The 24,285-nt window shown below is 74.2% G+C and carries 27 protein-coding genes and 2 pseudogenes; 11 read left to right on the forward strand and 18 right to left on the reverse strand.

Translation table 11 applies throughout. The annotated features are described in order from the left end of the window. Positions 1–11 precede the first annotated feature (11 nt). Positions 12–1,100: an iron-containing redox enzyme family protein gene (locus tag ACH4J0_RS24360; protein WP_396242658.1), complete on the forward strand. Its 1,089-nt coding sequence runs from the start codon at positions 12–14 to the stop codon at positions 1,098–1,100. Here ACH4J0_RS24360 and ACH4J0_RS24365 read toward each other — a convergent pair. The 6 genes from ACH4J0_RS24365 to ACH4J0_RS24390 all read right to left on the reverse strand — a co-directional run bounded on the left by ACH4J0_RS24365 (position 1,047) and on the right by ACH4J0_RS24390 (position 6,157). Then, positions 1,047–1,343 carry a CDGSH iron-sulfur domain-containing protein gene (locus tag ACH4J0_RS24365; protein WP_396242659.1) on the reverse strand — a complete coding sequence of 99 codons (297 nt, stop codon included), beginning with the start codon at positions 1,341–1,343 and terminating at the stop codon, positions 1,047–1,049. The genes ACH4J0_RS24360 and ACH4J0_RS24365 overlap by 54 nt on opposite strands. Continuing rightward, on the reverse strand, positions 1,327–1,983 hold the full coding sequence (locus ACH4J0_RS24370; protein ID WP_396242660.1) for a HemK2/MTQ2 family protein methyltransferase: 657 nt from the start codon (positions 1,981–1,983) through the stop codon (positions 1,327–1,329). Before ACH4J0_RS24370 ends, ACH4J0_RS24365 begins: the two co-directional genes overlap by 17 nt. 68 nt (positions 1,984–2,051) lie before the next feature. After that, positions 2,052–2,489, reverse strand: coding sequence for a universal stress protein (locus ACH4J0_RS24375; protein ID WP_396242661.1), 438 nt, complete (start codon positions 2,487–2,489; stop codon positions 2,052–2,054). A 1,052-nt stretch (positions 2,490–3,541) separates the two neighbouring features. Next, positions 3,542–3,787 carry a hypothetical protein gene (locus tag ACH4J0_RS24380; RefSeq protein WP_396242662.1) on the reverse strand — a complete coding sequence of 82 codons (246 nt, stop codon included), beginning with the start codon at positions 3,785–3,787 and terminating at the stop codon, positions 3,542–3,544. 124 nt (positions 3,788–3,911) lie between these two features. Beyond that, positions 3,912–4,382 carry a MarR family winged helix-turn-helix transcriptional regulator gene (locus tag ACH4J0_RS24385; RefSeq protein WP_396242663.1) on the reverse strand — a complete coding sequence of 157 codons (471 nt, stop codon included), beginning with the start codon at positions 4,380–4,382 and terminating at the stop codon, positions 3,912–3,914. Then, positions 4,379–6,157 carry an MFS transporter gene (locus ACH4J0_RS24390; protein ID WP_396242751.1) on the reverse strand — a complete coding sequence of 593 codons (1,779 nt, stop codon included), beginning with the start codon at positions 6,155–6,157 and terminating at the stop codon, positions 4,379–4,381. Before ACH4J0_RS24390 ends, ACH4J0_RS24385 begins: the two co-directional genes overlap by 4 nt. 223 nt (positions 6,158–6,380) lie before the next feature. Here ACH4J0_RS24390 and ACH4J0_RS24395 point away from each other — a divergent pair, with 223 nt between their 5' ends. Together ACH4J0_RS24395 and ACH4J0_RS24400 are read left to right on the forward strand one after the other, a co-directional pair. After that, complete coding sequence (locus ACH4J0_RS24395; RefSeq protein WP_396242664.1) at positions 6,381–7,850, forward strand: PTS transporter subunit EIIC; 1,470 nt, start codon at positions 6,381–6,383, stop codon at positions 7,848–7,850. Between the two features lie 185 nt (positions 7,851–8,035). After that, complete coding sequence (locus ACH4J0_RS24400) at positions 8,036–8,779, forward strand: G1 family glutamic endopeptidase (RefSeq protein ID WP_396242665.1); 744 nt, start codon at positions 8,036–8,038, stop codon at positions 8,777–8,779. A gap of 48 nt (positions 8,780–8,827) precedes the next feature. On the opposite strand, the gene ACH4J0_RS24405 is transcribed toward ACH4J0_RS24400, so the two are convergent. The 3 genes from ACH4J0_RS24405 to ACH4J0_RS24415 form a co-directional block, all read right to left on the reverse strand. Beyond that, positions 8,828–10,990, reverse strand: coding sequence for a bifunctional polysaccharide deacetylase/glycosyltransferase family 2 protein (locus ACH4J0_RS24405; RefSeq protein WP_396242666.1), 2,163 nt, complete (start codon positions 10,988–10,990; stop codon positions 8,828–8,830). 46 nt (positions 10,991–11,036) lie between these two features. After that, positions 11,037–11,759 carry a hypothetical protein gene (locus ACH4J0_RS24410; protein ID WP_396242667.1) on the reverse strand — a complete coding sequence of 241 codons (723 nt, stop codon included), beginning with the start codon at positions 11,757–11,759 and terminating at the stop codon, positions 11,037–11,039. Positions 11,760–11,972: 213 nt separating this feature from the next. After that, the gene (locus tag ACH4J0_RS24415) at positions 11,973–13,967 is read right to left on the reverse strand and encodes a heavy metal translocating P-type ATPase (RefSeq protein ID WP_396242668.1); all 1,995 of its coding nucleotides are present in this window, start codon (positions 13,965–13,967) and stop codon (positions 11,973–11,975) included. A 98-nt stretch (positions 13,968–14,065) separates the two neighbouring features. On the opposite strand from ACH4J0_RS24415, the gene ACH4J0_RS24420 reads away from it, so the two are divergent. Then, positions 14,066–14,425, forward strand: coding sequence for an ArsR/SmtB family transcription factor (locus tag ACH4J0_RS24420; RefSeq protein WP_396242669.1), 360 nt, complete (start codon positions 14,066–14,068; stop codon positions 14,423–14,425). 86 nt (positions 14,426–14,511) lie between these two features. On the opposite strand, the gene ACH4J0_RS24425 is transcribed toward ACH4J0_RS24420, so the two are convergent. The 3 genes from ACH4J0_RS24425 to ACH4J0_RS24435 all read right to left on the reverse strand — a co-directional run bounded on the left by ACH4J0_RS24425 (position 14,512) and on the right by ACH4J0_RS24435 (position 16,944). Next, complete coding sequence (locus ACH4J0_RS24425) at positions 14,512–15,480, reverse strand: NAD-dependent epimerase/dehydratase family protein (RefSeq protein ID WP_396242670.1); 969 nt, start codon at positions 15,478–15,480, stop codon at positions 14,512–14,514. Between the two features lie 81 nt (positions 15,481–15,561). Then, positions 15,562–16,173 (reverse strand): ester cyclase, encoded by a 612-nt coding sequence (locus ACH4J0_RS24430; protein WP_396242671.1) that lies wholly within the window; start codon positions 16,171–16,173, stop codon positions 15,562–15,564. A gap of 45 nt (positions 16,174–16,218) precedes the next feature. Then, positions 16,219–16,944, reverse strand: a complete 726-nt coding sequence (locus ACH4J0_RS24435) for an SDR family oxidoreductase (RefSeq protein ID WP_396242672.1) — start codon at positions 16,942–16,944, stop codon at positions 16,219–16,221. A gap of 138 nt (positions 16,945–17,082) precedes the next feature. Here ACH4J0_RS24435 and ACH4J0_RS24440 point away from each other — a divergent pair, with 138 nt between their 5' ends. Beyond that, positions 17,083–18,030 (forward strand): LysR substrate-binding domain-containing protein, encoded by a 948-nt coding sequence (locus ACH4J0_RS24440; RefSeq protein ID WP_396242673.1) that lies wholly within the window; start codon positions 17,083–17,085, stop codon positions 18,028–18,030. 67 nt (positions 18,031–18,097) lie between these two features. On the opposite strand, the gene ACH4J0_RS24445 is transcribed toward ACH4J0_RS24440, so the two are convergent. Continuing rightward, positions 18,098–18,289: a hypothetical protein gene (locus ACH4J0_RS24445; protein ID WP_396242674.1), complete on the reverse strand. Its 192-nt coding sequence runs from the start codon at positions 18,287–18,289 to the stop codon at positions 18,098–18,100. A gap of 40 nt (positions 18,290–18,329) precedes the next feature. After that, the gene (locus ACH4J0_RS24450) at positions 18,330–18,719 is read right to left on the reverse strand and encodes a hypothetical protein (RefSeq protein WP_396242675.1); all 390 of its coding nucleotides are present in this window, start codon (positions 18,717–18,719) and stop codon (positions 18,330–18,332) included. 62 nt (positions 18,720–18,781) lie between these two features. Between ACH4J0_RS24450 and ACH4J0_RS24455 the strand changes: the two are divergent. The 3 genes and pseudogenes from ACH4J0_RS24455 to ACH4J0_RS24465 all read left to right on the forward strand — a co-directional run. Next, positions 18,782–19,036, forward strand: a pseudogene (locus ACH4J0_RS24455) (fibronectin type III-like domain-contianing protein); the annotation flags it as partial. A 284-nt stretch (positions 19,037–19,320) separates the two neighbouring features. Further along, on the forward strand, positions 19,321–19,518 hold the full coding sequence (locus tag ACH4J0_RS24460) for a PHB depolymerase family esterase (protein ID WP_396242677.1): 198 nt from the start codon (positions 19,321–19,323) through the stop codon (positions 19,516–19,518). 38 nt (positions 19,519–19,556) lie between these two features. Next, on the forward strand, positions 19,557–19,958 hold the full coding sequence (locus ACH4J0_RS24465) for a prolyl oligopeptidase family serine peptidase (RefSeq protein ID WP_396242678.1): 402 nt from the start codon (positions 19,557–19,559) through the stop codon (positions 19,956–19,958). A gap of 126 nt (positions 19,959–20,084) precedes the next feature. Here ACH4J0_RS24465 and ACH4J0_RS24470 read toward each other — a convergent pair whose 3' ends face one another. Then, positions 20,085–21,089 (reverse strand): LacI family DNA-binding transcriptional regulator, encoded by a 1,005-nt coding sequence (locus ACH4J0_RS24470; protein ID WP_396242679.1) that lies wholly within the window; start codon positions 21,087–21,089, stop codon positions 20,085–20,087. A gap of 191 nt (positions 21,090–21,280) precedes the next feature. Here ACH4J0_RS24470 and ACH4J0_RS24475 point away from each other — a divergent pair, with 191 nt between their 5' ends. Then, the gene (locus ACH4J0_RS24475) at positions 21,281–21,415 is read left to right on the forward strand and encodes a hypothetical protein (protein WP_396242680.1); all 135 of its coding nucleotides are present in this window, start codon (positions 21,281–21,283) and stop codon (positions 21,413–21,415) included. 102 nt (positions 21,416–21,517) lie between these two features. Here ACH4J0_RS24475 and ACH4J0_RS24480 read toward each other — a convergent pair whose 3' ends face one another. Continuing rightward, positions 21,518–23,281, reverse strand: a complete 1,764-nt coding sequence (locus ACH4J0_RS24480; protein WP_396242681.1) for an RICIN domain-containing protein — start codon at positions 23,279–23,281, stop codon at positions 21,518–21,520. Between the two features lie 275 nt (positions 23,282–23,556). Between ACH4J0_RS24480 and ACH4J0_RS24485 the strand changes: the two genes are divergently transcribed. Then, a complete protein-coding gene (locus ACH4J0_RS24485) occupies positions 23,557–23,694 on the forward strand; it encodes a hypothetical protein (protein ID WP_396242758.1) in 138 nt (45 codons plus the stop codon). 83 nt (positions 23,695–23,777) lie between these two features. On the opposite strand, the pseudogene ACH4J0_RS24490 reads toward ACH4J0_RS24485, so the two are convergent. Together ACH4J0_RS24490 and ACH4J0_RS24495 are read right to left on the reverse strand one after the other, a co-directional pair. Further along, positions 23,778–23,924: pseudogene (locus ACH4J0_RS24490) on the reverse strand (MFS transporter); the annotation flags it as partial. An 84-nt stretch (positions 23,925–24,008) separates the two neighbouring features. Beyond that, positions 24,009–24,182 (reverse strand): beta-propeller fold lactonase family protein, encoded by a 174-nt coding sequence (locus ACH4J0_RS24495; RefSeq protein WP_396242752.1) that lies wholly within the window; start codon positions 24,180–24,182, stop codon positions 24,009–24,011. On the opposite strand from ACH4J0_RS24495, the gene ACH4J0_RS24500 reads away from it, so the two are divergent. Further along, positions 24,127–24,252 (forward strand): hypothetical protein, encoded by a 126-nt coding sequence (locus tag ACH4J0_RS24500; protein WP_396242682.1) that lies wholly within the window; start codon positions 24,127–24,129, stop codon positions 24,250–24,252. The genes ACH4J0_RS24495 and ACH4J0_RS24500 overlap by 56 nt on opposite strands. Positions 24,253–24,285 lie beyond the last annotated feature (33 nt).

Raw genomic sequence — 24,285 nt, forward strand, 5'->3', positions numbered from 1 at the left:
GAGGCGGCGGCATGGACGGGCGCGCACCGGAGCGCCATCGGGAAGCGGACGGTGAGGGCCGGGTCGACGACGGCGCGACGAGCGGCCTGCCCGGGCCGCGCGGACCGCTGTCGGCGGCGGTGCTCGGGCTGGTGACCGCCGGGCCGCCCGGCGCCGGCCGGCTGCTCGCCCCGCCCGGCCCACTCTCCGACCCTTGGGGCGAGGACCACCAGCTCGCGCTGTACCTGTGCTACGAGCTGCACGGCCGGGGCCTGCCCGGCGTCCACCCCGGCTGGGAGTGGGAACCCGAACTGCTGGCGCTGCGAAGGGAGTTGGAGCGCCCCTTCCTCGCGGCGGTCCGTGCCGAGGTGGAACCGGTGCCGCCGCTGCCCGAGGTGCTGGATCAGCTGCTGACCGAGCCGGTGGAGGGCACCGGGCCGTCCTACTTCCTGTTGGGGCAGGGCGAGCGCCGCTATGCCCGGGAGTACCTGGTGCACCGTTCCGTCTACCACCTCAAGGAGGCGGACCCGCAGCTGTGGGCGCTGCCCAGGGTGCACGGGCCCGCACAGGCGGTGCTGATGTCGATCGCCTACGACGAGTACGGTGCCGGGCGCCCGGAACGGGCCCACGCCTCGCTGTTCGCCCGGATGATGGTCGCCTTCGGCCTCGATCCCCGCTACGGGCACTACCTGGACCTGGTCCCCGCACCGACCCTGGCGACGGTCAACCTGATGATGCTGTTCGGCCTCCACCGGGCGCTGCGGTACGCGGCGGTCGGGCAGTTCGCCGCCATCGAGATCACCTCCTCGCCCGGCTCGGCCCGGCTGGCGAACGCCCTGGAGCGCCTGGGCGGCGGGCCCGACGGCGTGCTGTTCTACCGCGAGCACGTCGAGGCGGACGCCGTCCACGAGCAACTGGTGCGCCGCGGGGTGATCGGCGAACTGGTGGACGCCGAGCCCGGGGCCGCCCCGGACATCGCCTTCGGCATCGCCGCCGCCGACGCCCTGGACAGGCGCTTCGGGGAGCATCTGGTGGACTGCTGGCAACGCGGACGGACGTCCCTGCGCTCAGCCCTGCCCGGTGACGGGGGCCTCCCCGGTACGCCGCTCCGAACGATCTGAAGGCTCCGGACGCTCCGCTCCGGAGGGCCTCGGGGACCCCCGCCGAGGCCCGCCGTGCCGCCGGTGACTGGTGTCGCAGAACGGGTACGTCCGGCTGCGCCGACAGGCGCACAGCGCCACCACGGGGCGCTCGGACACCCGGCGCGAGCCGTCCGGCAGGACCACCTCCACCGGTCCCTCGACCAGCAGCGGACCGCCCGGCACGACCGTCACCCGGGTGACGTGGTCAGCGCTCCCGGACACCGCGCACCACCACCAGCTCCTCCTCGCGCTCGCCCGGCCGGATCAGCCCCAGCTGCTCGAACAGGGCGGCGCGGGCCGTCAGCACCGGCCCGAAGGGCTGCCGCCGCCGCGCCGCCACGTCCGCGCGCAGCCCGGACCGGCGCAAGGCCGCCAGCGTGGCCGGGACGTCCGCGAGCGCGGACTGCACCACCAGCAGGACGCCGCCCACGGCCAGCACGCGCGGGGCCGTGCGGCAGATCCGGTCCAGGACCAGCCGTCCGTCCGATCCGGCGTCCCAGGCCAGCGCGGCGCCGCGCCCGGGGGCGAGGCCGCCGGCCCTGGTGGGGACGTACGGGGGGTTGGCGGTGACCAGGTCGAAGCGCCGGCCGACCACCGGGACCAGCAGGTCACCGTGCCGCAGCCGGATCCGCCGGCGGTGCAGCCGGGCGTTGCACCAGGCGGCGACGATCGCGCGGGCGGACAGGTCCACCGCCGTGACCCGCGCGCCGCTGTGGGCGGCCACCAGCGCGACGGCACCCGTCCCGGTGCACAGGTCGAGCACCCGGCTGGAGCCGTCGAGGGGCTCCCGACGCACGCAGTCGGCCAGGAGTTCGGTGTCGCCCTGGGGCGGATAGACGCCCGGCGGTCGGATCAACAGCATGCGGAGCGGGTGCCCGCTCCGCCGCCGTCCACACCCGTCCCGGGAACCCGGAACCGGGGCGCACCGCTTCACTGAGCGCGCACGATGACCACCGGGCAGGTCGCGTGCTGCGCGCAGCGGGTGCTCACCGAGCCGAGCAGCGCCCGGGTGAAGCCGCCGCGACCGTGGCTGCCCACCACCAGCAGCTCGGCGCCCCTCGCCGCGTCCAGCAGGACGTCGGAGGCGTCGCCCATGACCATGGTCCTGCGGACCTGCACCGGGCAGTCCGCGCCGAGGACGGCGCCCAGCTCATCGGCGAACCTCCGCTCGGCGAGTTCCTGGTCGAAGGTGGAGTCGACGACCGGCGCCGACCAGCCGAAGTGGCTCGGCGGCTCCCACGCCCCCACCGCCTCCACCACGCCGCCGATCATCCCGGCGTGCCGGACCGCCCACCGCAGCGCGGCGTGCGACGGCTGAGAGCCGTCCACACCGACCACGACACGGGGGAGAGAGTCGTTCGCATCCATCGGTACCGTCTCCTGGGGGGTGTGGCCGTCGCTCCTCCCCACCACGGTGCGGACGGCCCGCCGCCACCGCCAGTACGGTCCGGCACCCGGGTGACGTCGACGGCGGGTCCAGGGTGTGCCCCGGTTTCCTCAGCCGGTACTTCGCCCGGACGGGACCACCGGGTGCACGTGCCGGCCGACCAGGCCGTTCCGCCCCGGGCGGCGCAGGCTCCGGGTGCTGGTCGGGGAGCTGGAGCGCCGCCCGCACACCGTCCTCGCGGGCAGGCCGGTGGGGCCGCAGCCGGGCTGCGGCCCCACGCGGGTCCGGGGTCAGGAGGCGTTGAGGGCGGTGGCGGCGCGGAGTCCGCCGGGCCGCGAGGTGGAGCGGAAGAAGGTGTGCAACGGAGCCCTCCCATGGGGGGTCGGGCCCTGGGCGTGCGCGCAACGCCGCTGGTGGGCGGCGGTCGGGGGCAGGCCCGGGGGTGAGGGGGGAAACGCGCACGTGCAGCAGGCAGCCCTGGCGTCCGGCGGGGCGTGGAGTGTCGGCCCGTGGGGGACGGGACGTCCGGCCGTGACGAGGAATGATCAGGGCATGCCAAGAGGGTCGTGCCGGGCCTGCACGGCCTCGGCGCTAGGAAGGTAGCCAAGCCCGCACCGGCGAACAAGGCCGGCGTCCGTGCCATGACCGAGGCTTGACCGGGCGGGATGTCGCCAGTGGCGCCGAACCGCCGTCGCCCCCGCTGAGCGGCGGTTCACCTCGTGCACGCAACGGCCGAGGCCGGTGGGGGCCTCGGCCGTTGCGGCCGGTCCTGCGCGGGGCCGGACCTCGGGCGGGCGGTCGTGGACGAACGCCGTCGGCGGGTCGTGGTCGCTACAGGGCGCAGCAGCCGTCGCGGCGCAGCGCCCGGCCGACGGCGTACGGCGAGATGGAGCAGCCGGGCGGAGTCGCCCGACCAGGACGGGTGGTCGGCCGCCCCGTCGGTGATCCGCCGGGGCTCGCCCGTGGGCGGGGCGGCAGCGGTGAGACGTCCTCGTCGCCCGAGACCACGGTGCCGTCGACGGCCAGGGAAGCGCTACCGGGACGGCGAACCCAGCACCCTCGACGGCCGGGCGGCCAGGGCGTCCGCGGCTGCCGCCGTCGTGACGGCCGGTCCGAGCGCCGCGCCCGCGCCCGCGAGGGCGGCCACCCCGATGAACCCGCGCCTGCTCAACTCCCTTTCGCTGAAGGCCTGTCGGCCGAACTCCTGTTGGCTGAAACGGTGTGGGCTGGACTCCTGTTGGCTGGTCTCCCGCCCGTGCCCGTCCCGGAGAAACGACACATCCGTTCCCTTCCCGTCACCATGGACCCCGTGGTTCTCGGCATGTCCATTGTCATCGGGGGTGGCGGCGAGAGCGGCAGTTTCGAACCTTCGGACCGTCAACACGTCGGCTGCGAACAGGAATTCAGCCCGCCCGTCGCTCGCCGGCCGGTGTGTCGGGCTCGTCGAGGAGCAGCTCCAGGAGGGGCAGGGCCGCCTCCAGCGCTCGGCACTGCTCGGGGCTGAGGCGGGTGCTGCGCCTGGCCAGCAGGGCGGTGCGTTCGCGGCGGATCCGGGCGAGGGTGTCCCGTCCGTGCGGGGTGGGGGCGAGGAGCTGGGAGCGGCCGTCCTGGGGGTCGGGGGTCTTGCCGATCAGGCCGTCGGCGACGAGGGGGGCGACCGTACGGACCATGGACGGGACGGCCACGCCCTCCCGCGCGGCGAGTTCGCCCAGCCGCAGCGGGCCGTGCTGCTCGACCCGGGCCAGGGCGGACAGCTGGGCGGAGGTGAGGTCCTGGTCGCCGGAGGCGCGGACCAGCTGGCGGTTGAGCCGGCCGATCGCCAGGCGGAGCCGGACCAGCGCCTCGGCGGAGAGCCCGCCGCCGTCCGTGCTCACGGCCCGTGCTCCTTCGTGGGCGGGGCACCGCGGTCCGCCGCAGCGGTGGACCGGTCGGGCGCCGGCCGGGCGGCCGCCGACGGGCCGGGCCCGGCCGGAACGGTGCCGGAGTGCTCGGCGGCGGACCGGGGCCGGCCGCGGACCAGCGAGGCGGCCGCCGCGACCAGGGACATCGCGATCGCCAGCCAGAACACCACCACCAGCCCGTCGTGGAAGGGCCCCGAGATCAGCTGGGGGAAGAACTCCCGGCCGGTCAGCGTCCGGGCGCTGTCCGGCGGGAGCCCGCCGAGCACGTGCGGGCCCAGTAGCTGCTGGACGGGGTTGTAGCCGAGGAACGCGGCGAACAGGGTCCCGACCGGCGGCAGCGAGGCGATGGTGCGCGCATCGGCGGCGGGCACGCCCTGCGCGGTCAGCCCGGCGGTCAGGGTGTGCGGCAGCGAGCCGGCCAGCCCGGCCACCATCAGGGAGAAGAAGACCCCGATCGACAGCACCATCCCGGCGTTCTGGAAGGTGGCCCGCATGCCGGAGGCGGCGCCGCGGGCCGCGGCGGGCACGCTCGACATGATCAGCGAGGTGTTGGGGGCGGCGAACAGGCCACCGCCCAGGCCGTTGAGGAAGACCAGGAGCGCGAACCACGGGTAGCCGAAGTCGGTGGGCAGCAGGAGCAGCCCGGCGAAGGAGACGGCCATCACCACCAGCCCCCCGGCGGCGAACAGCCGGGCCCCGGCGCGGTCCGACAGGTAGCCCGAGATCGGCCCGGCGGCCAGGAAGCCGACGGTCAGCGGGACGAGGTAGATGCCGGCCCACAGCGGGGTGTCGGCGTAGTCGTAGCCGTGCAGCGGCAGCCAGATTCCCTGGAGCCAGATGATCAGCATGAACTGCAGCCCGCCGCGGGCGATCGAGCCCAGCAGGGTGGCCGCGTTCCCGCCGGTGAAGACCGCGTCGCGGAAGAGCGAGAGCGGGAACATCGGCTCCGCGGTCCTCGCCTCGACCAGGCAGAACACGGCCAGCAGCGCGACCCCGCCGACCAGCCCGGTCAGCACCCAGGGGTTGGTCCAGCCCATGGTGCGGCCGCCGTAGGGCTGGATGCCGTAGGTGATCGCGGCGAGCAGGGCGGTCAGGCCCACGCCGAAGGTGATGTTGCCCCACCAGTCGATCCGGGCCGGCTTGCGCACCCCGGTCTCGCGCAGCGAGCGGTAGGCCCAGACGGTGCCGAGGACGCCGATCGGCACGTTGACCCAGAAGATCGAGCGCCAGTTCCACTCCGCCAGCAGTCCGCCCAGGACCAGGCCGATGAACGACCCGGCGATGCCGGCGACGATGTTGACCCCGAGCGCCGTGCCGCGCTGACGGGCCGGGAACGCGTCCGTGATGATGGCCGCCGAGTTGGCCATCAGCATCGACCCGCCGACCGCCTGCACCACCCGCCAGCCGATCAGCCACAGCGCCCCCGGCCCGCCGTGCAGCGGGTCGAGGGAGAGGGCCACCGAGGTGAGGGTGAAGATCAGGAAGCCCGCGTTGTAGATCCGCACCCGGCCGTGGATGTCGCCCAGCCGGCCGAGGGTGACCACCAGGACGGCGGTGACCAGCATGTAGCCCATCAGCATCCACAGCAGGTAGCTGACGTTGCCGGGCCGCAGCGGGTCCAGGCCGATGCCGTTGAAGATCGCGGGCAACGAGATCAGCACGATCGAGGCGTTGATGGTGGCGATCAGGGTGCCGAGCGTGGTGTTGGACAGCGCCACCCACTTGTACCGCGGATGGTCCGCCTCCACCCCCGTACGGGCCGGTCGCCGTCGCCCGGTCGCGCCGCCGCCGGAGAGTCGTGTCGCCACCGCTGCCTCCTGCTGGCCCGGGCCGGGCCTGGGCCGGCCGCCGGATCGGAGTGGGGATCTCGATAGCTTCCGCCAACTAACGATAGTCCCGGCGGCCGTTCGGGCGACTGACCCCGACGGTCCCCCGGTTGAGCGCCCGGACCATCCGGGTACGTCCCCTGGCATGTCCGACGAGAAGCACCGCGCCGTGGCCGAGGCGATCCTCCCGCTGGTCGGCGGCGCCGCCAACATCCGCTCGGTCGCCCACTGCATGACCCGGCTCCGGCTGGGCCTGGCGGACCGTTCGCTGGTCGACCGCGCGGCGCTCGGGGCGCTGCCGGCCGTCCTCGGAACGGTCGAGGACGACACCTACCAGATCGTCCTCGGCCCCGGCGCCGTCGCCGGGGTCACCGCGCAGCTGCGCCGACTGCTGGACTCCGGCGGGGCCGGTGACGGCGCAGGTCCTACGGCCGCTCCCACGGCCGAGGACCTCGCCGGACGCGGCGCGCGGATCCGGGCGAGGGCCCGGGTGCGCAACGCGACCCCGGTGAAGCGGATGCTGCGCCGGATCGCGAACGTCTTCGTCCCGCTGATCCCCGCCCTGATCGGCTGCGGCATCGTCGCCGCCCTCGCCGGAGCGCTCGCCAACCTCGGCTGGGCCCCGGCGCTGGTCACCGCCCTGGGCCCGGTCTCCTCGGGGTTCATGTCGCTGCTCGCCGTGTTCGTCGGCTACAACACGGCGAAGGAGTTCGGCGGCACACCCGTGCTGGGCGGGGCCGTGGCCAGTGTGATCGTATTCGCGGGGGTCGCCAAGGTGGAGGCGTTCGGCCGCCACCTCACCCCCGGACAGGGCGGGGTGGTCGGGGCGCTGCTCGCCGCGCTGCTGGCCGTCCAGCTGGAGCGGTGGACCCGGCGGATCCTGCCCGCCGCGCTGGACGTCCTGCTCACCCCCACGGTCACCGTCCTGTTCGGCGGCCTGGCCGCGCTGTACGGCCTGATGTTCGTCGCCGGGGAGGTCTCCACCGCCATCGGCCACGCCACCACCTGGCTGCTCGCCCACGGCGGGCTGCTCGCCGGGCTGGTGCTCGGCGGCCTCTTCCTGCCGCTGGTGATGCTCGGCCTGCACCAGGCGCTGATCCCGATCCACACCACCCTGATCCAACAGCAGGGCTCCACCGTCCTGCTGCCGATCCTCGCCATGGCAGGCGCCGGGCAGGTCGGCTGCGCCGCGGCCGTCTACCTGCGGCTGCGGCACAACGCCTCCGTCCGGGCGACCATCAGGTCCGCCCTGCCGGCCGGACTGCTCGGCGTCGGCGAGCCGCTGGTCTACGGGGTCACCCTGCCGTTGGGCCGCCCGTTCGTCACGGCCTGCGTGGGCGGCGCCGCCGGAGGCGCCTTCGTCGGGGTGGCCGGGCAACTCGGCAGCGCGGTCGGCTCGACGGCCGTCGGCCCCTCCGGCTGGGCCCTGTTCCCGCTGCTGGCCGGCCCGCACGGGACGGCCGCGAGCGCCGCCGTCTACGCCGGCGGGCTGTTGACCGGGTACGCGGTGGGCTTCCTGGCCACGTACTTCTTCGGCTTCACCCGGGAGACGCTCGCCGAGTACGACGTCGCCGCCTCGGACCCCGGTCCCGCTCCCGCCGTCGCGACCGAGTAGCCCAACTCTTCCCGCCAGTCCTCGCGTCGGGCTGACGGTGCGTACCACCCCGCCCGCCCGACGGTTCCTCCGTTCCCTTCGCGCGCGGTGGCGTTTCGTTACGCCCCCGTAACATCCGCACCTGACCCGGCGGGTCTACCTTTGTCGACGCTCGGCCAACTCCACATCCTCACAAGGGAGTAGCCATGTCCGAAGCCCGTCGGCGCACCCTCGCCGTGTCCACCGCCCTGCTGACCCTCCTGGGCACCGCCGCACCGGCCGTCGCCGCCACCGCCCCCACCCTCGTGCAGGCCCCGCTCGCCCACCACGGCGGCGGCCTGCTGCACAGCACCAGTGGCAACTGGGCCGGATACGCCGCCACCGGCGGCCGGTTCACCAGCGTCAAGGCCAGTTGGGTCCAGCCCGCCGTCTCCTGCAACGGCACCGACACCTGGTCCAGCTTCTGGGTCGGCCTCGACGGCGACGGCAGCAACTCCGTCGAGCAGACCGGCACCGAGGCCGACTGCTCCGGCGGCACCCCGGTGTACTCCGCCTGGTACGAGATGTACCCGCAGTACCCGTCCAACTTCAGCAGCACCGTACGGCCGGGCGACCATTTCACCGCGAGCGTCACCACCAGCGGCAGCGGCTCCTTCACGCTCACCCTCTCCGACACCACGGCCGGCTGGAGCCACACCGTCAACAAGTCCCTCAAGAGCGCCGCCCTGGCCTCCGCCGAGGTGATCGCCGAGGCCCCCTCCAGCTCCAGCGGGGTGCTGCCGCTCTCGAACTTCGGCTCGGTCTCCTTCTCCGGCTCCACCGTCAACGGCCAGGCCCTGGGCGGCTTCAACCCGGACAGCATCACCATGGCCTCGGGCGGCACCACCAAGGCCACCACCTCGGGGCTGAGCGGCGGCAGCGCCTTCTCGGTGACCTGGAAGCACAGCTGATGGATGGTGGACGGGGCCGCGCCGCGGGTGCGGCCCCGTCCACCCGGTTCAGCCGCCCGCCGGTACCCGGAGCGTGCCGTAGCGCTGCATGCGCTGCCAGCGGAGCCGGGAGCCCGCGAGCGCGGTGAAGACCGACTGGATCACCACCAGGTACATCAACTGCCGGTAGACGAACTGCTGGAGCGGCAGGCTCCACAGCGGCCCGAGCTTCTCCTTGTCCAGCCGGAACGCGTAGGCGCCCATCAGCACCTGCACCAGCAGGAAGGCCGCCCACAGGCCGATGATCCGGACCGGGTCGAGGAAGGCCAGTCCGTAGAGCGCGAAGACGTCCACGACCGGGGCGAGCAGGGGTAGCAGCACCTGGAACATCAGCAGGTAGAGCAGGCCGCGCCGGCCCAGCTTGCCGGCCTGGCCGCCCTGGACCAGGGCGCCGCGGTGCTTCCACATCGCCTGCAGGGTGCCGTAGCACCAGCGGTAGCGCTGCCGCCACAGGGCGCCCAGTGAGGCGGGGGCCTCCGTCCAGGCCTTGGCCCGCTCCTCGTACACCACCCGCCAGCCGGCCCGGCACATGGCCATGGTGAGGTCGGTGTCCTCGGCGAGGGTCTCCTCGCCCACACCGCCGACGGCCAGCAGCGCGGAGCGGCGGAAGGCTCCTACCGCGCCGGGCACGGTGGGCATGCACTCGGCGAGGTCGAACAGCCGGCGGTCCAGGTTGAAGCCGACCACGTACTCGATGTGCTGCCAACGGCCCAGCAGTCCACCGCGGTTGACGACCTTGGCGTTGCCCGAGACGGCGCCCACGGTGGGATCGGCGAAGGGCTGCACCAGCATCCGGACGGCGTCCGGCTCGAAGACGGTGTCGCCGTCGACCATCACCAGCAGTTCGGCGCGGGCCGCGGCGATGCCGGTGTTGAGGGCGGCCGGTTTGCCGGCGTTCTCCTGCCGGATCACCCGGACGTACGGCAGGTCCAGTGACTCCACCAGGTCGGCGGTGCCGTCCGTGGAACCGTCGTCGACCACGATCACCTCGACCGGGTGGTCGGAGGCCAGCAGCGAACGGACGGCGGGCTCGATCCCGGCGGTCTCGTTGTACGCCGGGACGATCACACTGACCGGCTCGGTGACCGGCGCACCCCAGCCGCGGCGGCGCATCCGCTTGTGGCGGCGCGCGGCGTACAGCACGACGACCGCGCGCACCACGCTGACCGCGCCTGCCGCCCACAGCAGCCAGTCCAGTGCGGTGAGCACCCAGTTGCCGCCGGTCAGCAGCCAGATCAGGGCCAGGCCGAGCCAGTGGTCGCCGGTTCCGGCCGAGCGGACCGGGTCGGGCAGGCCGACGGCGTCGCTCACGGTGGTGAAGCGGAAGCCACGGGCCTTCAGGGTGCTCAGCACGCCGTCGAGGGCGGCGACGGTCTGCGAGCGGTCGCCGCCGGCGTCGTGCATCAGGAGGACCTGGCCCTGGTGGCCGGTGCCGGCGGTCGCCGCCTTGACGATCGAGGGCACGCCGGGGCGTTGCCAGTCCTCGCTGTCCTGGGTGGTGAGCACGGTCAGGTAGCCCTCGCGGCCGGCCTGCTGGATGGCGGACCAGCCGGGGTCGTCCACGGCCTCGGGCGTCGAGGAGTACGGCGGGCGCAGCAGCGAGCTGGTGACTCCGGCCGCCCCGGCCACGGTCAGTTGGGCCTCGCGCAGTTCCAGCGTGCGGCGCCAGGAGGGGGCGGCGCCGAGGTCGGTGTGGGTGAAGGTGTGGATGCCGACCTGGTGCCCCTCGGCGACGATCCGGCGGATCAGGTCGGGGTGGGCGGCGGCCTGGGTGCCGACCACGAAGAACGTGGCGTGCACCCCGGCTCGGTGCAGGGCGTCCAGGATCTTCGGTGTCCAGGTCGGGTCGGGGCCGTCGTCGAAGGTCAGCGCGATGGTGCCGGGCCCGGGGGAGGCGCTGCGCGGCTGCGGGGCGGCGGCGTCGATCACCGGGCCGCCGTCGCGGATCGCCGCCGGTACGGCGTCCGCGGCGGCGGGGGCGGCCGCCTGGTCGGGGCGGTCGTCGAAGCTGTGCTGGGCGTAGCCCTGGAGGACCAGGGCGCCGATGAGCGTGAGCAGCAGGGCCGTCAGCAGGAGCCAGTGGGTGCGTAGCGGGCGCTGACGGACGACGCCGCGCCGGCCTCGGCGGGTGCGGTCGGGGGCTGGGGCTCTTCGGCGGCGGGTGGCGCTCATGGTGCTGCTTTCTGGGGCGGGGACGGTTCGAGGGGCGGTCGGGGGGTCAGGGTTTGCCCGGTCCCTTGCCCGGCGAGGTGGTCGGGCGGCCGTGCCCGGGGGTGGGGGTGGCCGCGCCGGTCGGCGTGGTGGCCGCAGGTGCCGCCGGGGTGGTGGCCGGAGCGGGCGCGGTGGTGGCCGCGGGGGTGTGCTGGGCCGGGGCAGGCCCGGCCGGACCTGCCGTCGGCGGGTGCTGGAGGCCCACCGGGGTGGCACCGCCCCGGTGGGCGGGTGCCTGCGTGCCTTCGGCGTCGGGCGGGGCCGCGGCCTGCGGGGCGGCGGACGGCGCCTCGGACGGCGTGGCCTCCGGGGCAGGTGCGCTGGGCGCGGGCGGCTGGGGCAGGGGGAGGAACGGCGCGTTCACGGTGGGACCGCCGAGCAGTGCGCTGGCCAGCAGGGCCAGGTACCCGCCCGCCGGAACGGCCAGGACCGCTCCGAGTCGGCGGATCCGGCGCTGTCGGCGGCCGGAGGCGTCCACGAACACCGGCGGGGGCGGGAATTCCGTCTGCGGGTCCACAGCCGGGGCGACCGGGGGCAGCTCGGCGGTGGGCGGATCCGCCTCGCCGGCTCCTGGCAGGTACGCGGTGGGATGGGCCGGAACGGCGAGGTACCCGGTCGGCGCTCCGTGGACCGCTCCGCCGTCCGGAGTGCCGGGGAGGTGCCCAGGGGCCTCCGAGGGGTGGGGCGGTCGTTCGGCGAAGGGCCACGGGTCGTACGGCTTGACGGTCACGGTGTCGGGTCCAGGGGTCGTCGGTTCGCGTGCTGCCACGACGGCACGCGCCGATCCCTGCTGGATCGGGCGGTGCACCGGTCGTGACTGTTCAGCGCCGACACCCGGCGGATTGTCACACCCCTCTTGACGCCCCTTGCGCTCCTGGCGCCTCCGACGTGCAGCGGGCCGCCGCCTCCGAGCCGGGGCGGCGGCCTCTCGGTGGCGAGGGGCTCAGCCCCCGGCGCGGGCCCTGGTCCAGGCGGCCTCGCGCAGCAGCCGCAGGCCGTTGAGGCCGACGATGACGGTCGAGCCCTCGTGGCCGAGGACGCCCAGCGGCAGCGGGAGGGTGGCGACCAAGTCCCAGACCACCAGTACGGAGATGAACACCGAGGCGACCGCCAGGTTCTGCACGACGAAGGAGCGGGCCCGCCGGGAAAGCGCTACCACGGCGGGGACGGTGGCGAGTTCGTCGCGCACGATGACGGCGTCGGCGGTCTCCAGCGCCAGGTCGGAGCCGGCCCGGCCCATCGCGATGCCGGTGTGGGCGGCGGCCAGGGCGGGCGCGTCGTTGACGCCGTCACCGACGACCAGGACCTTGCGGCCGGCCGCCTTCTGTTCCTGGACGGCGGTGACCTTGTCCTGGGGGAGCAGCCCGGCGCGGACGTCGGTGATGCCGACCTCGGCGGCCAGACGGGCGGCGGCGCGCGGGTTGTCGCCGGTGAGCAGCACCGGCGCCGTGCCCGTCAGGGAGGTGAGCGCGGTGACGGTGGCGGCGGCGTCCGGGCGCAGGCGGTCGGCGATGCCGAGCACGCCGACCGGCACACCGTCGGCCTCGACCAGGACGGCGGTGCGGCCACCGCTCTCCAACTCGGCGGCGATGGCGGCGGCGCGGGCGGCGACGGCGTCCTCTTCCTCGTTCTCGTCCTCGCTCAGCAGCCGGGCCGGGGCGCCGACCGCGACGGCGCGGCCGTCGACGGTGGCGGTGACGCCGATGCCGGGGGCGGAGGAGAAGTCCTCGGCGGCGGTGAGGGGCAGGTCGCGGGTCCGGGCGGCGTCCACGACGGCGCGGGCGAGCGGGTGCTCGCTGGGGTGCTCGGCCGCCGCGGCCAGGGCGAGCAGGCCGTCCTCGGTGAGCCCGGAGCCGGTGAGCGGGCGCAGGTCGGTGACCCGGGGCGTGCCCTCGGTCAGGGTGCCGGTCTTGTCGAGGGCGACGCCGTCGATCTGGCCGAGCCGCTCCATGACCACCGCGGACTTCACCAGCACGCCGTGCCGTCCGGCGTTGGCGATCGCGGAGAGCAGTGGCGGCATGGTGGCGAGCACCACGGCGCACGGAGAGGCGACGATCATGAAGGTCATGGCCCGCAGCAGCGAGCCGGTGAGGGCCGCGCCGAAGGCGAGCGGCACCGCGAAGACCGCGAGGGTGGCGATCACCATGCCGATCGAGTAGCGCTGTTCGACCTTCTCGATGAACAGCTGGGTGGGCGCCTTGGTCTCCGACGCCTCCTCGACCATGGCGACGATCCGGGCGATCACCGAGTCGGAGGCGTCGCGCTCGACCTTCACCCGCAGCGCGCCGGTGCCGTTCAGGGTGCCGGCGAACACCTCGTCGCCGACCTCCTTCGCCGCGGGCAGGGGCTCGCCGGTGATGGTGGCCTGGTCGACCTCGCTCGCGCCGTCCAGCACCCGCCCGTCGGCGCCGATCCGCTCGCCGGGGCGCACCAGGATCGTGTCGCCGACCGCCAACAGCTCGGTCGGCACGTTCTCCTCGGCGCCGTCGTCCAGCAGCCGGGTGGCGGTGGCCGGGGCGAGGTCGAGCAGTCCGCGCACCGAGTCGGCGGTGCGGGCGGTGGCCAGGGCCTCCAGCGCGCCGGAGGTGGCGAAGATGACGATCAGCAGCGCGCCGTCCATGACCTGGCCGACGACGGCGGCGCCGAGGGCGGCGACGATCATCAGCAGGTCGACGTCGAGGGTCTTCTCGCGCAGTGCCCGGAGGCCGGCCCAGGCGGGCTCCCAGCCGCCGGTGGCGTACGCCAGGGCGTACAGCGGGCCCCAGGCCCAGGCGGGGGCGCCGGTGAGCTGGAGCGGCAGCGCGATCAGGAAGAGCACGGTGGCGGTGGCGGCCCAGCGGGCCTCGGGCAGGGCGAAAACCCGGGTGCGACGGCGCGGGGCGGTGTCGGGACGCGGCGCGACGAGGGGCGCTGGTCGCTCGATCAGGGTGGTGGGCATGCGGGCGGGACCCTTCGGGGCAGGGCGGGGCCAGTGACTCATCCACCATACATGAACATATGAACCGTCCTTCATGTATGAGTTGTACTATTGCCCGCATGGGTCATGGAGCCGCCCCCGCAACCGCCGTCCCGCACACCCGCCTGGACGAAGCCAGTGCTGCCCGGGTGGCCACCACCCTTCAGGCCCTGGCTACCCCTTCGCGCCTGCTGATCCTCTCCCGCCTGCGCGAGGGCCCCTGCGCCGCCACCGAACTCGCCGCCGAGGTCGGGCTGGAGCAGTCGGCCTGCTCCCACCAGCTCCGGCTGCTGCGCAACCTCGGCCTGGTGGTCGGCCGGCGGCAGGGCCGCTCGGTCGTCTACGCGCTCTACGACAACCACGTCGCCGCCCTGCTCGACCAGGCCGTCTACCACATCGAGCACCTGCGCCTCGGGCTCACCGACACGGCGCTCGACTGAGCCCCCGCTGACTCCCCGTCGGGCCGGCCCGACGGTTCGACCCGGCGGCTCGACCCGGCGGTTCGACCTGACGGGGAGTCGGTGGCTCAGCGCTGGTGCCAGGCGGTGAGGAGCTCGGCCTCCTGGTCCGGGGTCAGGGTCTGCGGCAGGGGGTCGAACGGCCGGATGTCGCGGGCGGAGTCGGCCACCGGCCGGAGCTTGAGGCCGGTGGCGAGGGCAGCGGCCGGGTCCGCGGTGCCGGTGGCGCGGATCAGCGGGTTGGTGCTCCACAGCGGCAGCGCCTGGTCCTGGACGCCGGCCGTGCGGAGGAAGTCGTCGTCCACCCAGGTGAGCGTGGTGCCGGGCGGGGCGACCGCCGAGGCGACGGCGCCGAGCAGGTCGCCCATGGTGAAGGGCGGGGGCGTCGCGGCGTGGAAGGCGCCGGCGGCTCCCCGGTCGAGCAGGCCGAGCATCCAGTCCGCGAGGTCGCGGGCGTCGACGACCTGGATCGGGGTGTCGGGCCGGCCCGGGGCCAGTACCTCGCCGCCCCGGGCGAGCCGCTGCACCCAGTGGTCGAAGCGGTGGGTGTAGTCCTCGGGGCCGATCACGTAGGTCGGACGCACCAGCAGCACGTCCGGGCCGAAGGACTCCCGGGCCTCCCGCTCGCACTGGACCTTGAGGACGCCGTAGCTGGCGGCGGTGATCGCTTCGGGCTCGGGGCCCTCGGCGGGGAGCAGCGGGGAGTCCTCGGTGAAGCCCGGGGCGGCCGGCTCGTCGTAGACGGCCATGGACGACACCAGGAGGTAGCGTCCGGCGGCGCCGGGGTCCAGGGCGGCGGCCAACTGCCGCACCTGGCGCGGGAAGTAGGCGCTGACGTCCACGGTGGCGTCCCAGGCGAGGCCGCGCAGGACGGACAGGTCGTCGTCGCGGTCGGCGATGAGGTGGGTGGCGTCCGGGAGCAGGTGGGCACCGGACCTGCCCCGGTGCAGCACCGTCACGTCGTGCCCGGCGGCGAGGGCCGCCCGGGCGAAGTGGTAACCGACGAACCTGGTGCCGCCCATGATCAGAATGCGCATCAGGCCATGGTGGCAGCTCCGGGCGGGCCGGGCCAGGGACCGATGTGGTCCTGGCCCGGCCCGGGGCGCGTTCCGGGGCCGTCAGCCGCGGATGCCCAGCTGGGACAGCAGCGTCTGGTTGTCCTCGATGTGCCAGTCCTCGACGATCTTGTCGGCGCCGACGTGCTGGATGTCGATGGCGTTGAACTCGACGCTCTGGCCGCCGCCCCGGACGCCGTTGAAGGTGCCGGTGAAGTGGCCGCGGAAGACCAGCCGGGCGGTGATCTTGTCGCCGGCGACCAGGACGTCGGACAGCTCGCAGGTCAGGTCCGGCACGGCGGCCCGGAAGGTCCTGGAGGCGGCGAGCGGCCCGGCCGGGCCCTGGGGGCGGCCGGGCGGCAGGGTGTCGTCCCGGAACCGGGGGCTGATCGCCGCGTCCAGGTAGCGCTGCTGTCCGGTGTTCCAGAAGGTGTACAACTGCTGCGCCAGACGGACTTCCTGGGCGGCGCGCCGGGCACCGATCGAGCGGTCCACGGTGAGCGCTTGCGGCTGGACCAGGTCGGGCGAGCGGTCGACCAGGCGCTGAGGCCAGGCGTGCGTGGTGGGCTCGGGGCGCCCGTCGTGGTGGGCGGGGGCAGCGGCGGCGGTGCCGGCCGCCAGGCTCGCCACGACTGCGGCCACGGCGGCGGGGCGGGTCAGGGTGCGCCAGGGCATGGGGAGTTGCTCCTCGGATCGGGTGGGATGGGGACGGACGGCCGGTCAGGCGAGCCGGCCACCGCCGTCGACGTGCAGCACGGTGCCGGTGACGTACGGGTTGTCGACGGCGTAGAACACGGCCTTGACCAGGTCCTCCGTGCTGCCGACGCGGCGGGCCGGGTTGCGCTCGGCCACCCCGCGCAGGAACGCCTCCTTGTCGGCGCCCAGGCCGTCCCAGGAGCCGGTGTCGACGATGCCGGGGGAGACCGCGTTGACCCGGACGGGGGCGATCTCCACCGCCAGCGCCTGCACCAGGAAGGCCAGCGCGCCGTTGGTGGTGGCCATCACCGTGCGCGCGGGCGCCGGGCGCCAGGCGGCCACACCGGAGAAGAAGGTGAACGACCCGCGCTCGGACACCTGTCCTGCCAGATGCTTGGCCAGCAGCATCGGGCCGATCACCTTGGCGGCGAACGCCCGCTGCACGTCAGCGAGTTCGAGGTCCTTCAGTGGGCCGTTGGCGGGCATCGCGGCGGTCGAGACCAGGTGATCGAACCGGCCGGCCTGCCGGGCGAAGTCGGCGATCGAGCGCTCGTCGGTGAGGTCGAGTGCGATCACCTCGGACGGCCCGGTCAGCTCGCCGGCCGTCCACTCGAGCTTGCGCGGATCGGGGCCGGCCAGCACCACCGCGGCGCCGGCCGTCGAAGCGGCCCTGGCCAGGGCCCGTCCGGTGCGCGAACCGGCGCCCACCACGACCAGCCGCTGTCCCTGCAGAGAGGTGCCATCGGACACGGGAGTACTCCTTCGAGCTCGAGTCATCGGGGGATTCGGCCGCCCGCTGTTCCCCTGCGGCGGCCGCACCACGACTCTCTCCCGACCTCCGGTGATGAGTCCAAGGCATGTTCTCTACCGCAGCCATAAGATTCCTTCATGGCAACACCGACGCTCCGCCAGCTCGAATACCTGGTCACCGTGGTCGACACCGGCTCGTTCACCCGCGCCGCCGAGCAACTGCACGTCACCCAGCCCGCGCTGTCCCACCAGATCCGGGCACTGGAGGCTGCGCTGGGCGGCCCGCTGCTCGAACGGCTGCCGCGTTCGGTACGGCTCACCCCGACGGGCCGGGCGGTACTGCCGCACGCCCGCGCCGCGCTGGCCGAGGCCGACCGGCTGCAGGCGGTCGCCCGGCGGGCGACCGGGCTGGAGGAGGGGGAACTGGAGGTCGCCGCCGTCTACTCGGTCAGCCTCGGCATCCTGCCGCCGGTGCTACGGGCCTGGCGCCGCCGGCACCCCGGCGTGCGGATCCGGCTGCGCGAGTACGCGCACGCCGACCGGCTCCAGGAGGCCATGGCCGCGGGCCGGGCCGACCTCGCCGTCGGACCGGCACCGGAAGGCTGGGAGGGGCCGATCCGTGAACTCGGCGTCGAGGAGTTCACGGTCGTCCTGGCCGCCGACGATCCCCTGGCCGCCGACGGTTCGTCGGCCGCCGACGACCCGCTGGTCGCCGACGGCCCGTCCGGCGCTTCCGTCCCACTCGGCGCCCTCGCCGACCGCGCCTGGGTCCACTACGCCCCCGACAACGGCCTCGCCGACCTGCTCGACCAGGCCTGCGCCCGCGCGGGCTTCCACCCCCGGGCGGCGGTCCGCGCCGAACAGACCTCCGCCGCGCCGCTGCTCGCCGCGGCCGGTCTCGGCCCGGCCCTGGTGCCCGCCGACATCATCCCGCCGCACTTCGACGGCCTCCTGCTCCGCCCCGACCCGCCGATCCGCCGCACCCTCACCGCCTACACCCGCACCCGGCCCGACCCGCTCACCGTGGCCTTCGCCGAACTCCTCGCCCAGCGGGCGCGGATCAACCCGCCTGTTCGGATCCCGTAGCGGGAGCGGACGCTGCGGACGCAACACCGCGGCGGCCGGGGCCCGGCCGCCGCAGGTCAGCTGTGCCTCAGTCGTTCGGCGCGCTCTCGGCTTCCTCTTCCCGCTGGGCCGCGGCCGGAGCCTCACCGGGGGTCGTCCCGCTCGGGCTGGTCTCGTCGGGAGCCGCCGCGTCGCGGTCGGCACTCCCGCCGGTCATGTCGGGCACCGCCTCGCCTCCTGTCACCTCGGGCACCGCCTTGCCTCCCGACCAATCGGGCATCGCTCTTCCTCCCCTGCTCGCGGGGTGCACTGACGTCCTCTCACACTGCGGCAAGGACGTCCTGGTGTACACCGTCCAGGACGAAGCCGTTGTCCAGGCGGACCCGGACCGTCACCCGGCTTCCGCGCGCCCGGTGTGCGGCCCACTCCGGCTCCAGTGCGGCGATCTGTGCCTCCAGCCGCTCCCGGCTGGCCTCCGGCATGGTGTGCCCGTAGTCCTCGAAGAGCGCCTTGAGCCGCTGGTACTCGCGGGCCTCCTCGCTCTCCGGGAGTTCGCCGTCCACCCGCTCGACGGTGCCCTCGGCCCCGGCCCCCAGAGAGAGGAACCCGACGACGGCCCCGGCCCCCGGCTCACCGGGTTCCTGGGTGAAGGCCTCACCGATCCCGAGGTCCGCCGTCAGCCTGACGCGTCGTCCTGCCTCCAGGGTCATCCGTCCTCCGCCTCTCAGATGGTTCGGTGCCGCGGGCGCGGGCGGCCGGCGGCCAGGTCATTATCCGGCGGCTGATCGGCTACCGGCGGATCCCCCTCGCAGCGGGGGAGCGGACCCGGGTGCGGGTCCGCGTCCCCGCCGACCTCGCGTCCTTCACCGGACGCGACGGCCGACGCATCGTCGAGCCCGGCGAGTTGGAGCTGCGGGTCGCCGCCTCCAGCACCGACGTCCGGCTCACCGCCACCGTCCGCCTGGACGGCCCGGTCCGAGTCCTGGACCACACCCGGCGCCTGCACGCGGAGTTCCGGTGCGCCTGATCCGTGACCGCGGCGGCCGCCGGCGGAACCTTCCCCCCACGTCCATGGCAATTCCGTGCCCCGACGGAGAGGTCCCATGTTCCGATCCCGCTCGTTACCGTCCCGTCTCCTGGGCATCGTCGCCGCGGTCGGCCTCGCGGTCGGCCTGAGCCTCCGGACCGCCCCCCAGGCCACCGCCGCCTCCCGGACCGCCCCCGCCCCCCAGGGCCGCCGCCCCCTTCGCCGGGCTCGCCGCCTCGCTGACGCAGATCACGGACTTCGGCACCAACCCGACCGGTCTGCTGATGCACCTGTACGTGCCGAACGGCGTCAGGGCCAACCCGCCGATCCTGCTGGCCCTGCACGGGTGCCAGGGGACGGGCCCGTACCTGTACTCCAGCACCGACTTCGGGTCGCTGGCCGACCGCTACGGGTTCCTGGTCATCACCCCTCGACGAACCCGAGCGGAAGCTGCTGGGACGTCTCCTCGGACCAGGCGCTGACCCGCAAGGGCGGCAGTGACCCGACCGGGCTGATGCCGATGATCACCTACACGGAGCAGTACTACGGCGGCAACGCCGACGCCGTGTACGTGACCGGAGAGTCCTCGGGCGGGATGATGACGAACGTCATGCTCGCCGACTACCCCGAGGTGTTCAAGGCGGGCGCGGCGTTCATGGGAGTGCCCTACCACTGCTTCTACACCGGCTCCGTACGCGGTTGGAACCCGGCCTGCGCCCAGGGCCAGGTCTCGATGAGCCCGCAGGAGTGGGGCGGGCTGGTCCGCAACACGGGGTATCCCGGCTACAGCGGTCCGCGTCCGCGCGTGCAGCTGTGGCACGGAACCGCCGACCCGATCCTGAACCACAACAACCTCGGCGAAGAGATCAAGCAGTGGACGGACGTCCCGTTCCTGACGGGCGGCGGCGCCCGGGGTCGGTAGTGTCGTCCGCCAGGGCCCTCGGCGGCTTCGAGGCCGACCGGTACCGGCGACGGGTGCCCGGCGGGATGCCCGCCGGGCACCGGGCACGGCGCGGGCGCACCCGGCGGCCCCGGGTGCGCGGCGCGTTCAGCCCGACGCCCGGACGACCAGCCGGGTGGGCAGCACCAACGATTCGCCGCAGGCCGGGTTCCGCAGCAGCAGGTCCAGGGCACGGGAGCCGAGTTCCTCCACCGGCTGGCGGACGGTGGTCAGCCCCGGCCGGCACCGCGCCGCGAGGGGAGAGTCGTCGAAGCCGACCAGCGCGACGTCCTCGGGGACCCGCCGGCCGCGCCGCCGCAGGGCCCTGAGGGCTCCCGCGGCCATCTGGTCGGAGGCGGCGAACACCGCGTTGACGTCGGGGCGCTGGTCCAGCAGCCACTGCATCGCGTGCTCACCGGAGGCGCCGCTGAAATCGCCGTACGCCACGGCCGGCCGTGCCGCGGCCACGGCGGCCACCGTCTGGTGGTAGCCGGCCAGCCGGTCCGCGCCCGCCGCGGTGTCCGGCGGCCCTGCGATGGTGGCCACCGAGCGGCGCCCGGACGCGTACAGCCGCTGCACCGCGTCCCTGGCGCCGGTGAGGTTGTCGGCGTCCACGAAGGCCACCGTGCCCGGCTCCGGCGGCCGGCCCAGTGACACCACGGGCACCCTGGCCGCGTGCAGCAGCCGGGCGAGCGCGGTGTCCCCCCAGGGGCCGACCAGCAGCACACCGTCGACGTGGCCGCCGCACAGGTAGCGCACCAGCGGTGGCCGCCGGGAGCGCCTGGGCACCGTGAACACGGCCAACTCCCGTTCCGTGCCCGGCAGGGAGCGCCGCAGCCCGGCCAGCAGCCGGACCGGGAAGGCGTCCGCGTGGTACTGCAGCGGATCGGCGAAGACGACGACGGCCACCACGCCGGTCGCCCGGGTGCGGGGCGCCCGGCGGCGGACGTACGCCAGCTCGTGCACCGCCCGTTCCACCCGGGCCGTCACCTCGGTGGAGACGCGGGCGGAACGGTTGAGCACCCGGGAGGCGGTCGCCGTGGAGACACCGGCGCGACGGGCGACCTCGGCCAGCGTCGGCGCCGCGTCGTTGCTGCGAAAGGGTTGGGGCATGGGGCCGTCCTGAATCGATCCTCGACAGGGGAACTCCACCCTCGGACCCGTCACCCGTGCCGGGCCACCACCCGCGCCGGGCCACCACCCCTGCCAGCTTGGCCGGATGAACGATCAGCGTCAAGGGACCGGGCGTTCCCGCCGGCGCGGGGCGGGGATTCCTGGTCGGAGCGGCGGGCGGTGCCGTCACGGTGCCCGCCGCGGCGGCGTCCACCGGCGTCTCCTGCGGCGTCTTCAACTACCACCGGTTCTGGGCCGAGGCGGACATCGCCACCGCCTTCGACACCTTCGCCCAGCTGTTCCCGACGGTGAACCCGGGCAGCTGAGCGGCTCGCCTGACGCCCGCTGCGCCTCAGCCCGGTCCGCACGGATCGGGCTCAGGCGCCTGGGCGCACCGTGCCGAGAACGCCTCGGTCGGCTGCGAGCGTCTACCTGAGCGGTGTACCGCCCGAGTTGCGGTAGGCGATCGTCTTGTTGATCAGGTTTCCGCCGTCGGTCTCGATCCCGGTCTGCTCCTGCTGCCCCGCACCGAACAGGAGGGCGGCGACGTGCGCGTTCGCCACCTGGTCCATGTGCGAGAGGAGCCAGTCCACCTTGTCGTCCTTGTAGTGGTTGAGGGTGTTGTTCTGCGCCATGTTGCCGACGGGGATCTGCCACAGGACCACGGGCTTGCCCACGGTCTCGGCCATCGTCTTGTACCACCCGAGCGCGGCGTCGGCCTTCCGGTCGTTCCAGAAGGTGTCACGGCCGCCGTGCTCCGGCTTCGCGTACCAGCCGGCGTCGCGGTCGACCACGTCGGCGACCAGGAAGTCGGCGTTCTTCGCCCCGAGTTCCGTGTAGTCCTTGGCGCATCCCCGCATGTTGGTCGTCCAGTCCCAGCAGGTGAGGTGGAGCCCCGCGCCGGTGTTCGGCGCGTACTTGTGCGCCATCGCGATCATGCACTGGACCAGGCCGACGGCACTGTTCTCCTGTGATCCGCAGTCCGTCGGGTTCGAGGCCGTGACCTGCGCGGCGACCTTGTGCGGATCGCCGAGCGAGCGGACGTAGCCCCAGAAGTCGGGCTCGATGTCGATCATGTCCTGCGAGGTGCCGATCTTCTGCAGGAAGAAGCGGTAGTCGTTCAGGTAGCGGGTGAGCAGGTCGGTCCTGTTGATGGCGACGACCTCGCCCGGACCGTCGCCCTGGCCCGCCAGGTCCCCGAGGTCGCGCAGCGAGTACCAGGTCCAGAAGTACTTCTGCGGGCGCGGCTTGCCTTGGTACGTCGCCTGGGCCACGTGGTCGTCGCCCCAGGTCACGTAGAAGCCGGGCGCCGTGGTCTCGCCGCTCCAGCAGCCCCACCAGCTCGACCACTCGGCTTTGCAGCGCGAGGCCGTGTAGTAGTCCGACGAGGGTGCGGGCTGGCTGTGCACGTAGTTGTACCGCACGTCGAAGGGCGCGGCGGTCGCCGAGGCGTCGTTCATCGAGCCGCCGACGAGTACCGTGCTGCTGCCCATGAAGCGGGTCGCCACGGCGCTGCCCCCGCCACTGCCGCCGGCGGCCGGAGCCGGAGCCGGAGCCGACGGCGCCGTCGGTCGGGTGCTGCTCGGGGCCTGGCTCGTCGGAGTGCTGTGGCCCGGGGTGGTGGGCAGGACGGGACTGGTGGGCCTGGCAGGATTGGTGGGAATGGCGACGCTGTCGGAGCCTCCCGCGGTCCCGGCGCCGCCGGTGCTGCCCACCGGGACGAGTTGCCACTGCTGGTTGGCGCCGCCCCGGTCGTGGTACTGGGCGACGCGGCCTCCGTCGGCCCTGGACCCGTCCTGGACCTCGACGGCCAGGCCGCTGTGGCGGTTGATCAGGCGCACGTAGCCGTCCGACGACTGCTCCAGGTGGAACTGCTGGTTGGCGCCGTTCAGGTCGTGCCACTGGACCAGGGTGGAGCCCGCGGTCTTCGACCAGCCGTAGTCGTCCAGCACCTTGCCGGAGTTGCGGTTCTGCAGCCGGTAGGTGCCGTCACCCGAGTCGATGAACCGCCACTGCTGGTTGGTTCCGTCGTGACGGGCCCACTGGACCGCCGGCGCACCGTCGTTGGCGGCGTAGTTGAGGCCGTCCAGGACCTCGCCGCTGTTGCGGTTGACCAGCAGGTACCAGGGCTTGGTGTCCACGCTCACGGTTCCCGCGGAGGCCGTGTTGACCACGACCACGGAGCCGCCCACGACAGCAAGGCCGACGGCCGCCCAGAAGCCCCGGCGCTGGTACAGCCGACGGCGACGATGAGTCTGCCGTCGCCCCGGGGCGGCTGAGCGCAACGACGGGCGACGGTGGCCGTGGCCGCTGGGGGGAGACGCCTCCGACGGCGTGGAGGGGCTGGGGGACATATCAGTGCTCTCTTTCAGCCGCTGCCTCTGACCGGACCTCCTGGCCGGACGACACTTGGTTGTCGCCGGTACCGGAAAGGTTGCCGCGGCCCGCGAGAATCCGGCTGGAGGCGTTGCAGGACGGCCGGCGGCTTTTCCAGGCCGCGCAGCTGATCCCGCCGTACCCGGGCCACGAGTACGACGTCTCCTTCCTCAAGCACGAGTACTTCTTCGAGCGGATCGTCGAGGTCCACGAGCCGGACGCCCGGTAACCGGGGCGACGGGCAGCAGCCCGCGCCCGCACCCACCGCGGGTGGGGGTGCGGGCTGCTGCCGTCTCGTCCGGCGGTCGGGCCGCGGGTGGCGCGGATCAGCCACAGGGCCGGCAGGGCCTCGAGGAGGAGCGGCACCGTGCGGATCCCGGACCACTCGATGGCCGTGCCCGGAGCCGGTCCGGCCGCCACCCCGCCGACCATCGAGGCGGCGATCACCAGGGCTCCGGCGCACTCCTGCTCGACGGGGACGCGCTGCGAGGTCTGGTGGCCGGTCACGGGGGCTCCGGGTCGTAGGGTGCCGGCCTGCGCCGGTCAGGGGCCGATCGACAGGACGGAGGTGGGCTCAGTGATCACGAGGGGCTCGCAGGCGGGGGTCAGGTGCCCGGTGGCCGGGTCGCGCTGGAAGGCCGTCAGGGTGTCGGAGCCCTGGTTGGCGCAGAACAGGAGCCGCCCGTCGGAACTGAGGGCGACGTCTGTGCGGCAGATCGCGGGCGAGGAGCGGGAGCTGTCCCGGCTGGAGCTGCCGACGGAGCTGGTGGTGCGGCAGTCCTCCTGACCCGCCGGCCGTCCGGAGTCGCACGGGGCTCCG

Source organism: Kitasatospora sp. NPDC017646 (genome assembly GCF_044329365.1).
Taxonomy (GTDB): Bacteria; Actinomycetota; Actinomycetes; order Streptomycetales; family Streptomycetaceae; genus Kitasatospora.

Bases quoted from the DNA above. Each gene is read 5' to 3' on its own strand.
- ACH4J0_RS24360 (WP_396242658.1), top strand. From the start codon at position 12: ATGGACGGGCGCGCACCGGAGCGCCATCGGGAAGCGGACGGTGAGGGC.
- ACH4J0_RS24370 (WP_396242660.1), bottom strand. From the start codon at position 1,983: ATGCTGTTGATCCGACCGCCGGGCGTCTATCCGCCCCAGGGCGACACC.
- ACH4J0_RS24375 (WP_396242661.1), bottom strand. From the start codon at position 2,489: ATGGATGCGAACGACTCTCTCCCCCGTGTCGTGGTCGGTGTGGACGGC.
- ACH4J0_RS24395 (WP_396242664.1), top strand. From the start codon at position 6,381: ATGTCCGACGAGAAGCACCGCGCCGTGGCCGAGGCGATCCTCCCGCTG.
- ACH4J0_RS24400 (WP_396242665.1), top strand. From the start codon at position 8,036: ATGTCCGAAGCCCGTCGGCGCACCCTCGCCGTGTCCACCGCCCTGCTG.
- ACH4J0_RS24405 (WP_396242666.1), bottom strand. From the start codon at position 10,990: ATGAGCGCCACCCGCCGCCGAAGAGCCCCAGCCCCCGACCGCACCCGC.
- ACH4J0_RS24415 (WP_396242668.1), bottom strand. From the start codon at position 13,967: ATGCCCACCACCCTGATCGAGCGACCAGCGCCCCTCGTCGCGCCGCGT.
- ACH4J0_RS24420 (WP_396242669.1), top strand. From the start codon at position 14,066: ATGGGTCATGGAGCCGCCCCCGCAACCGCCGTCCCGCACACCCGCCTG.
- ACH4J0_RS24425 (WP_396242670.1), bottom strand. From the start codon at position 15,480: ATGCGCATTCTGATCATGGGCGGCACCAGGTTCGTCGGTTACCACTTC.
- ACH4J0_RS24430 (WP_396242671.1), bottom strand. From the start codon at position 16,173: ATGCCCTGGCGCACCCTGACCCGCCCCGCCGCCGTGGCCGCAGTCGTG.
- ACH4J0_RS24440 (WP_396242673.1), top strand. From the start codon at position 17,083: ATGGCAACACCGACGCTCCGCCAGCTCGAATACCTGGTCACCGTGGTC.
- ACH4J0_RS24445 (WP_396242674.1), bottom strand. From the start codon at position 18,289: ATGCCCGATTGGTCGGGAGGCAAGGCGGTGCCCGAGGTGACAGGAGGC.
- ACH4J0_RS24450 (WP_396242675.1), bottom strand. From the start codon at position 18,719: ATGACCCTGGAGGCAGGACGACGCGTCAGGCTGACGGCGGACCTCGGG.
- ACH4J0_RS24460 (WP_396242677.1), top strand. From the start codon at position 19,321: ATGCACCTGTACGTGCCGAACGGCGTCAGGGCCAACCCGCCGATCCTG.
- ACH4J0_RS24465 (WP_396242678.1), top strand. From the start codon at position 19,557: ATGATCACCTACACGGAGCAGTACTACGGCGGCAACGCCGACGCCGTG.
- ACH4J0_RS24470 (WP_396242679.1), bottom strand. From the start codon at position 21,089: ATGCCCCAACCCTTTCGCAGCAACGACGCGGCGCCGACGCTGGCCGAG.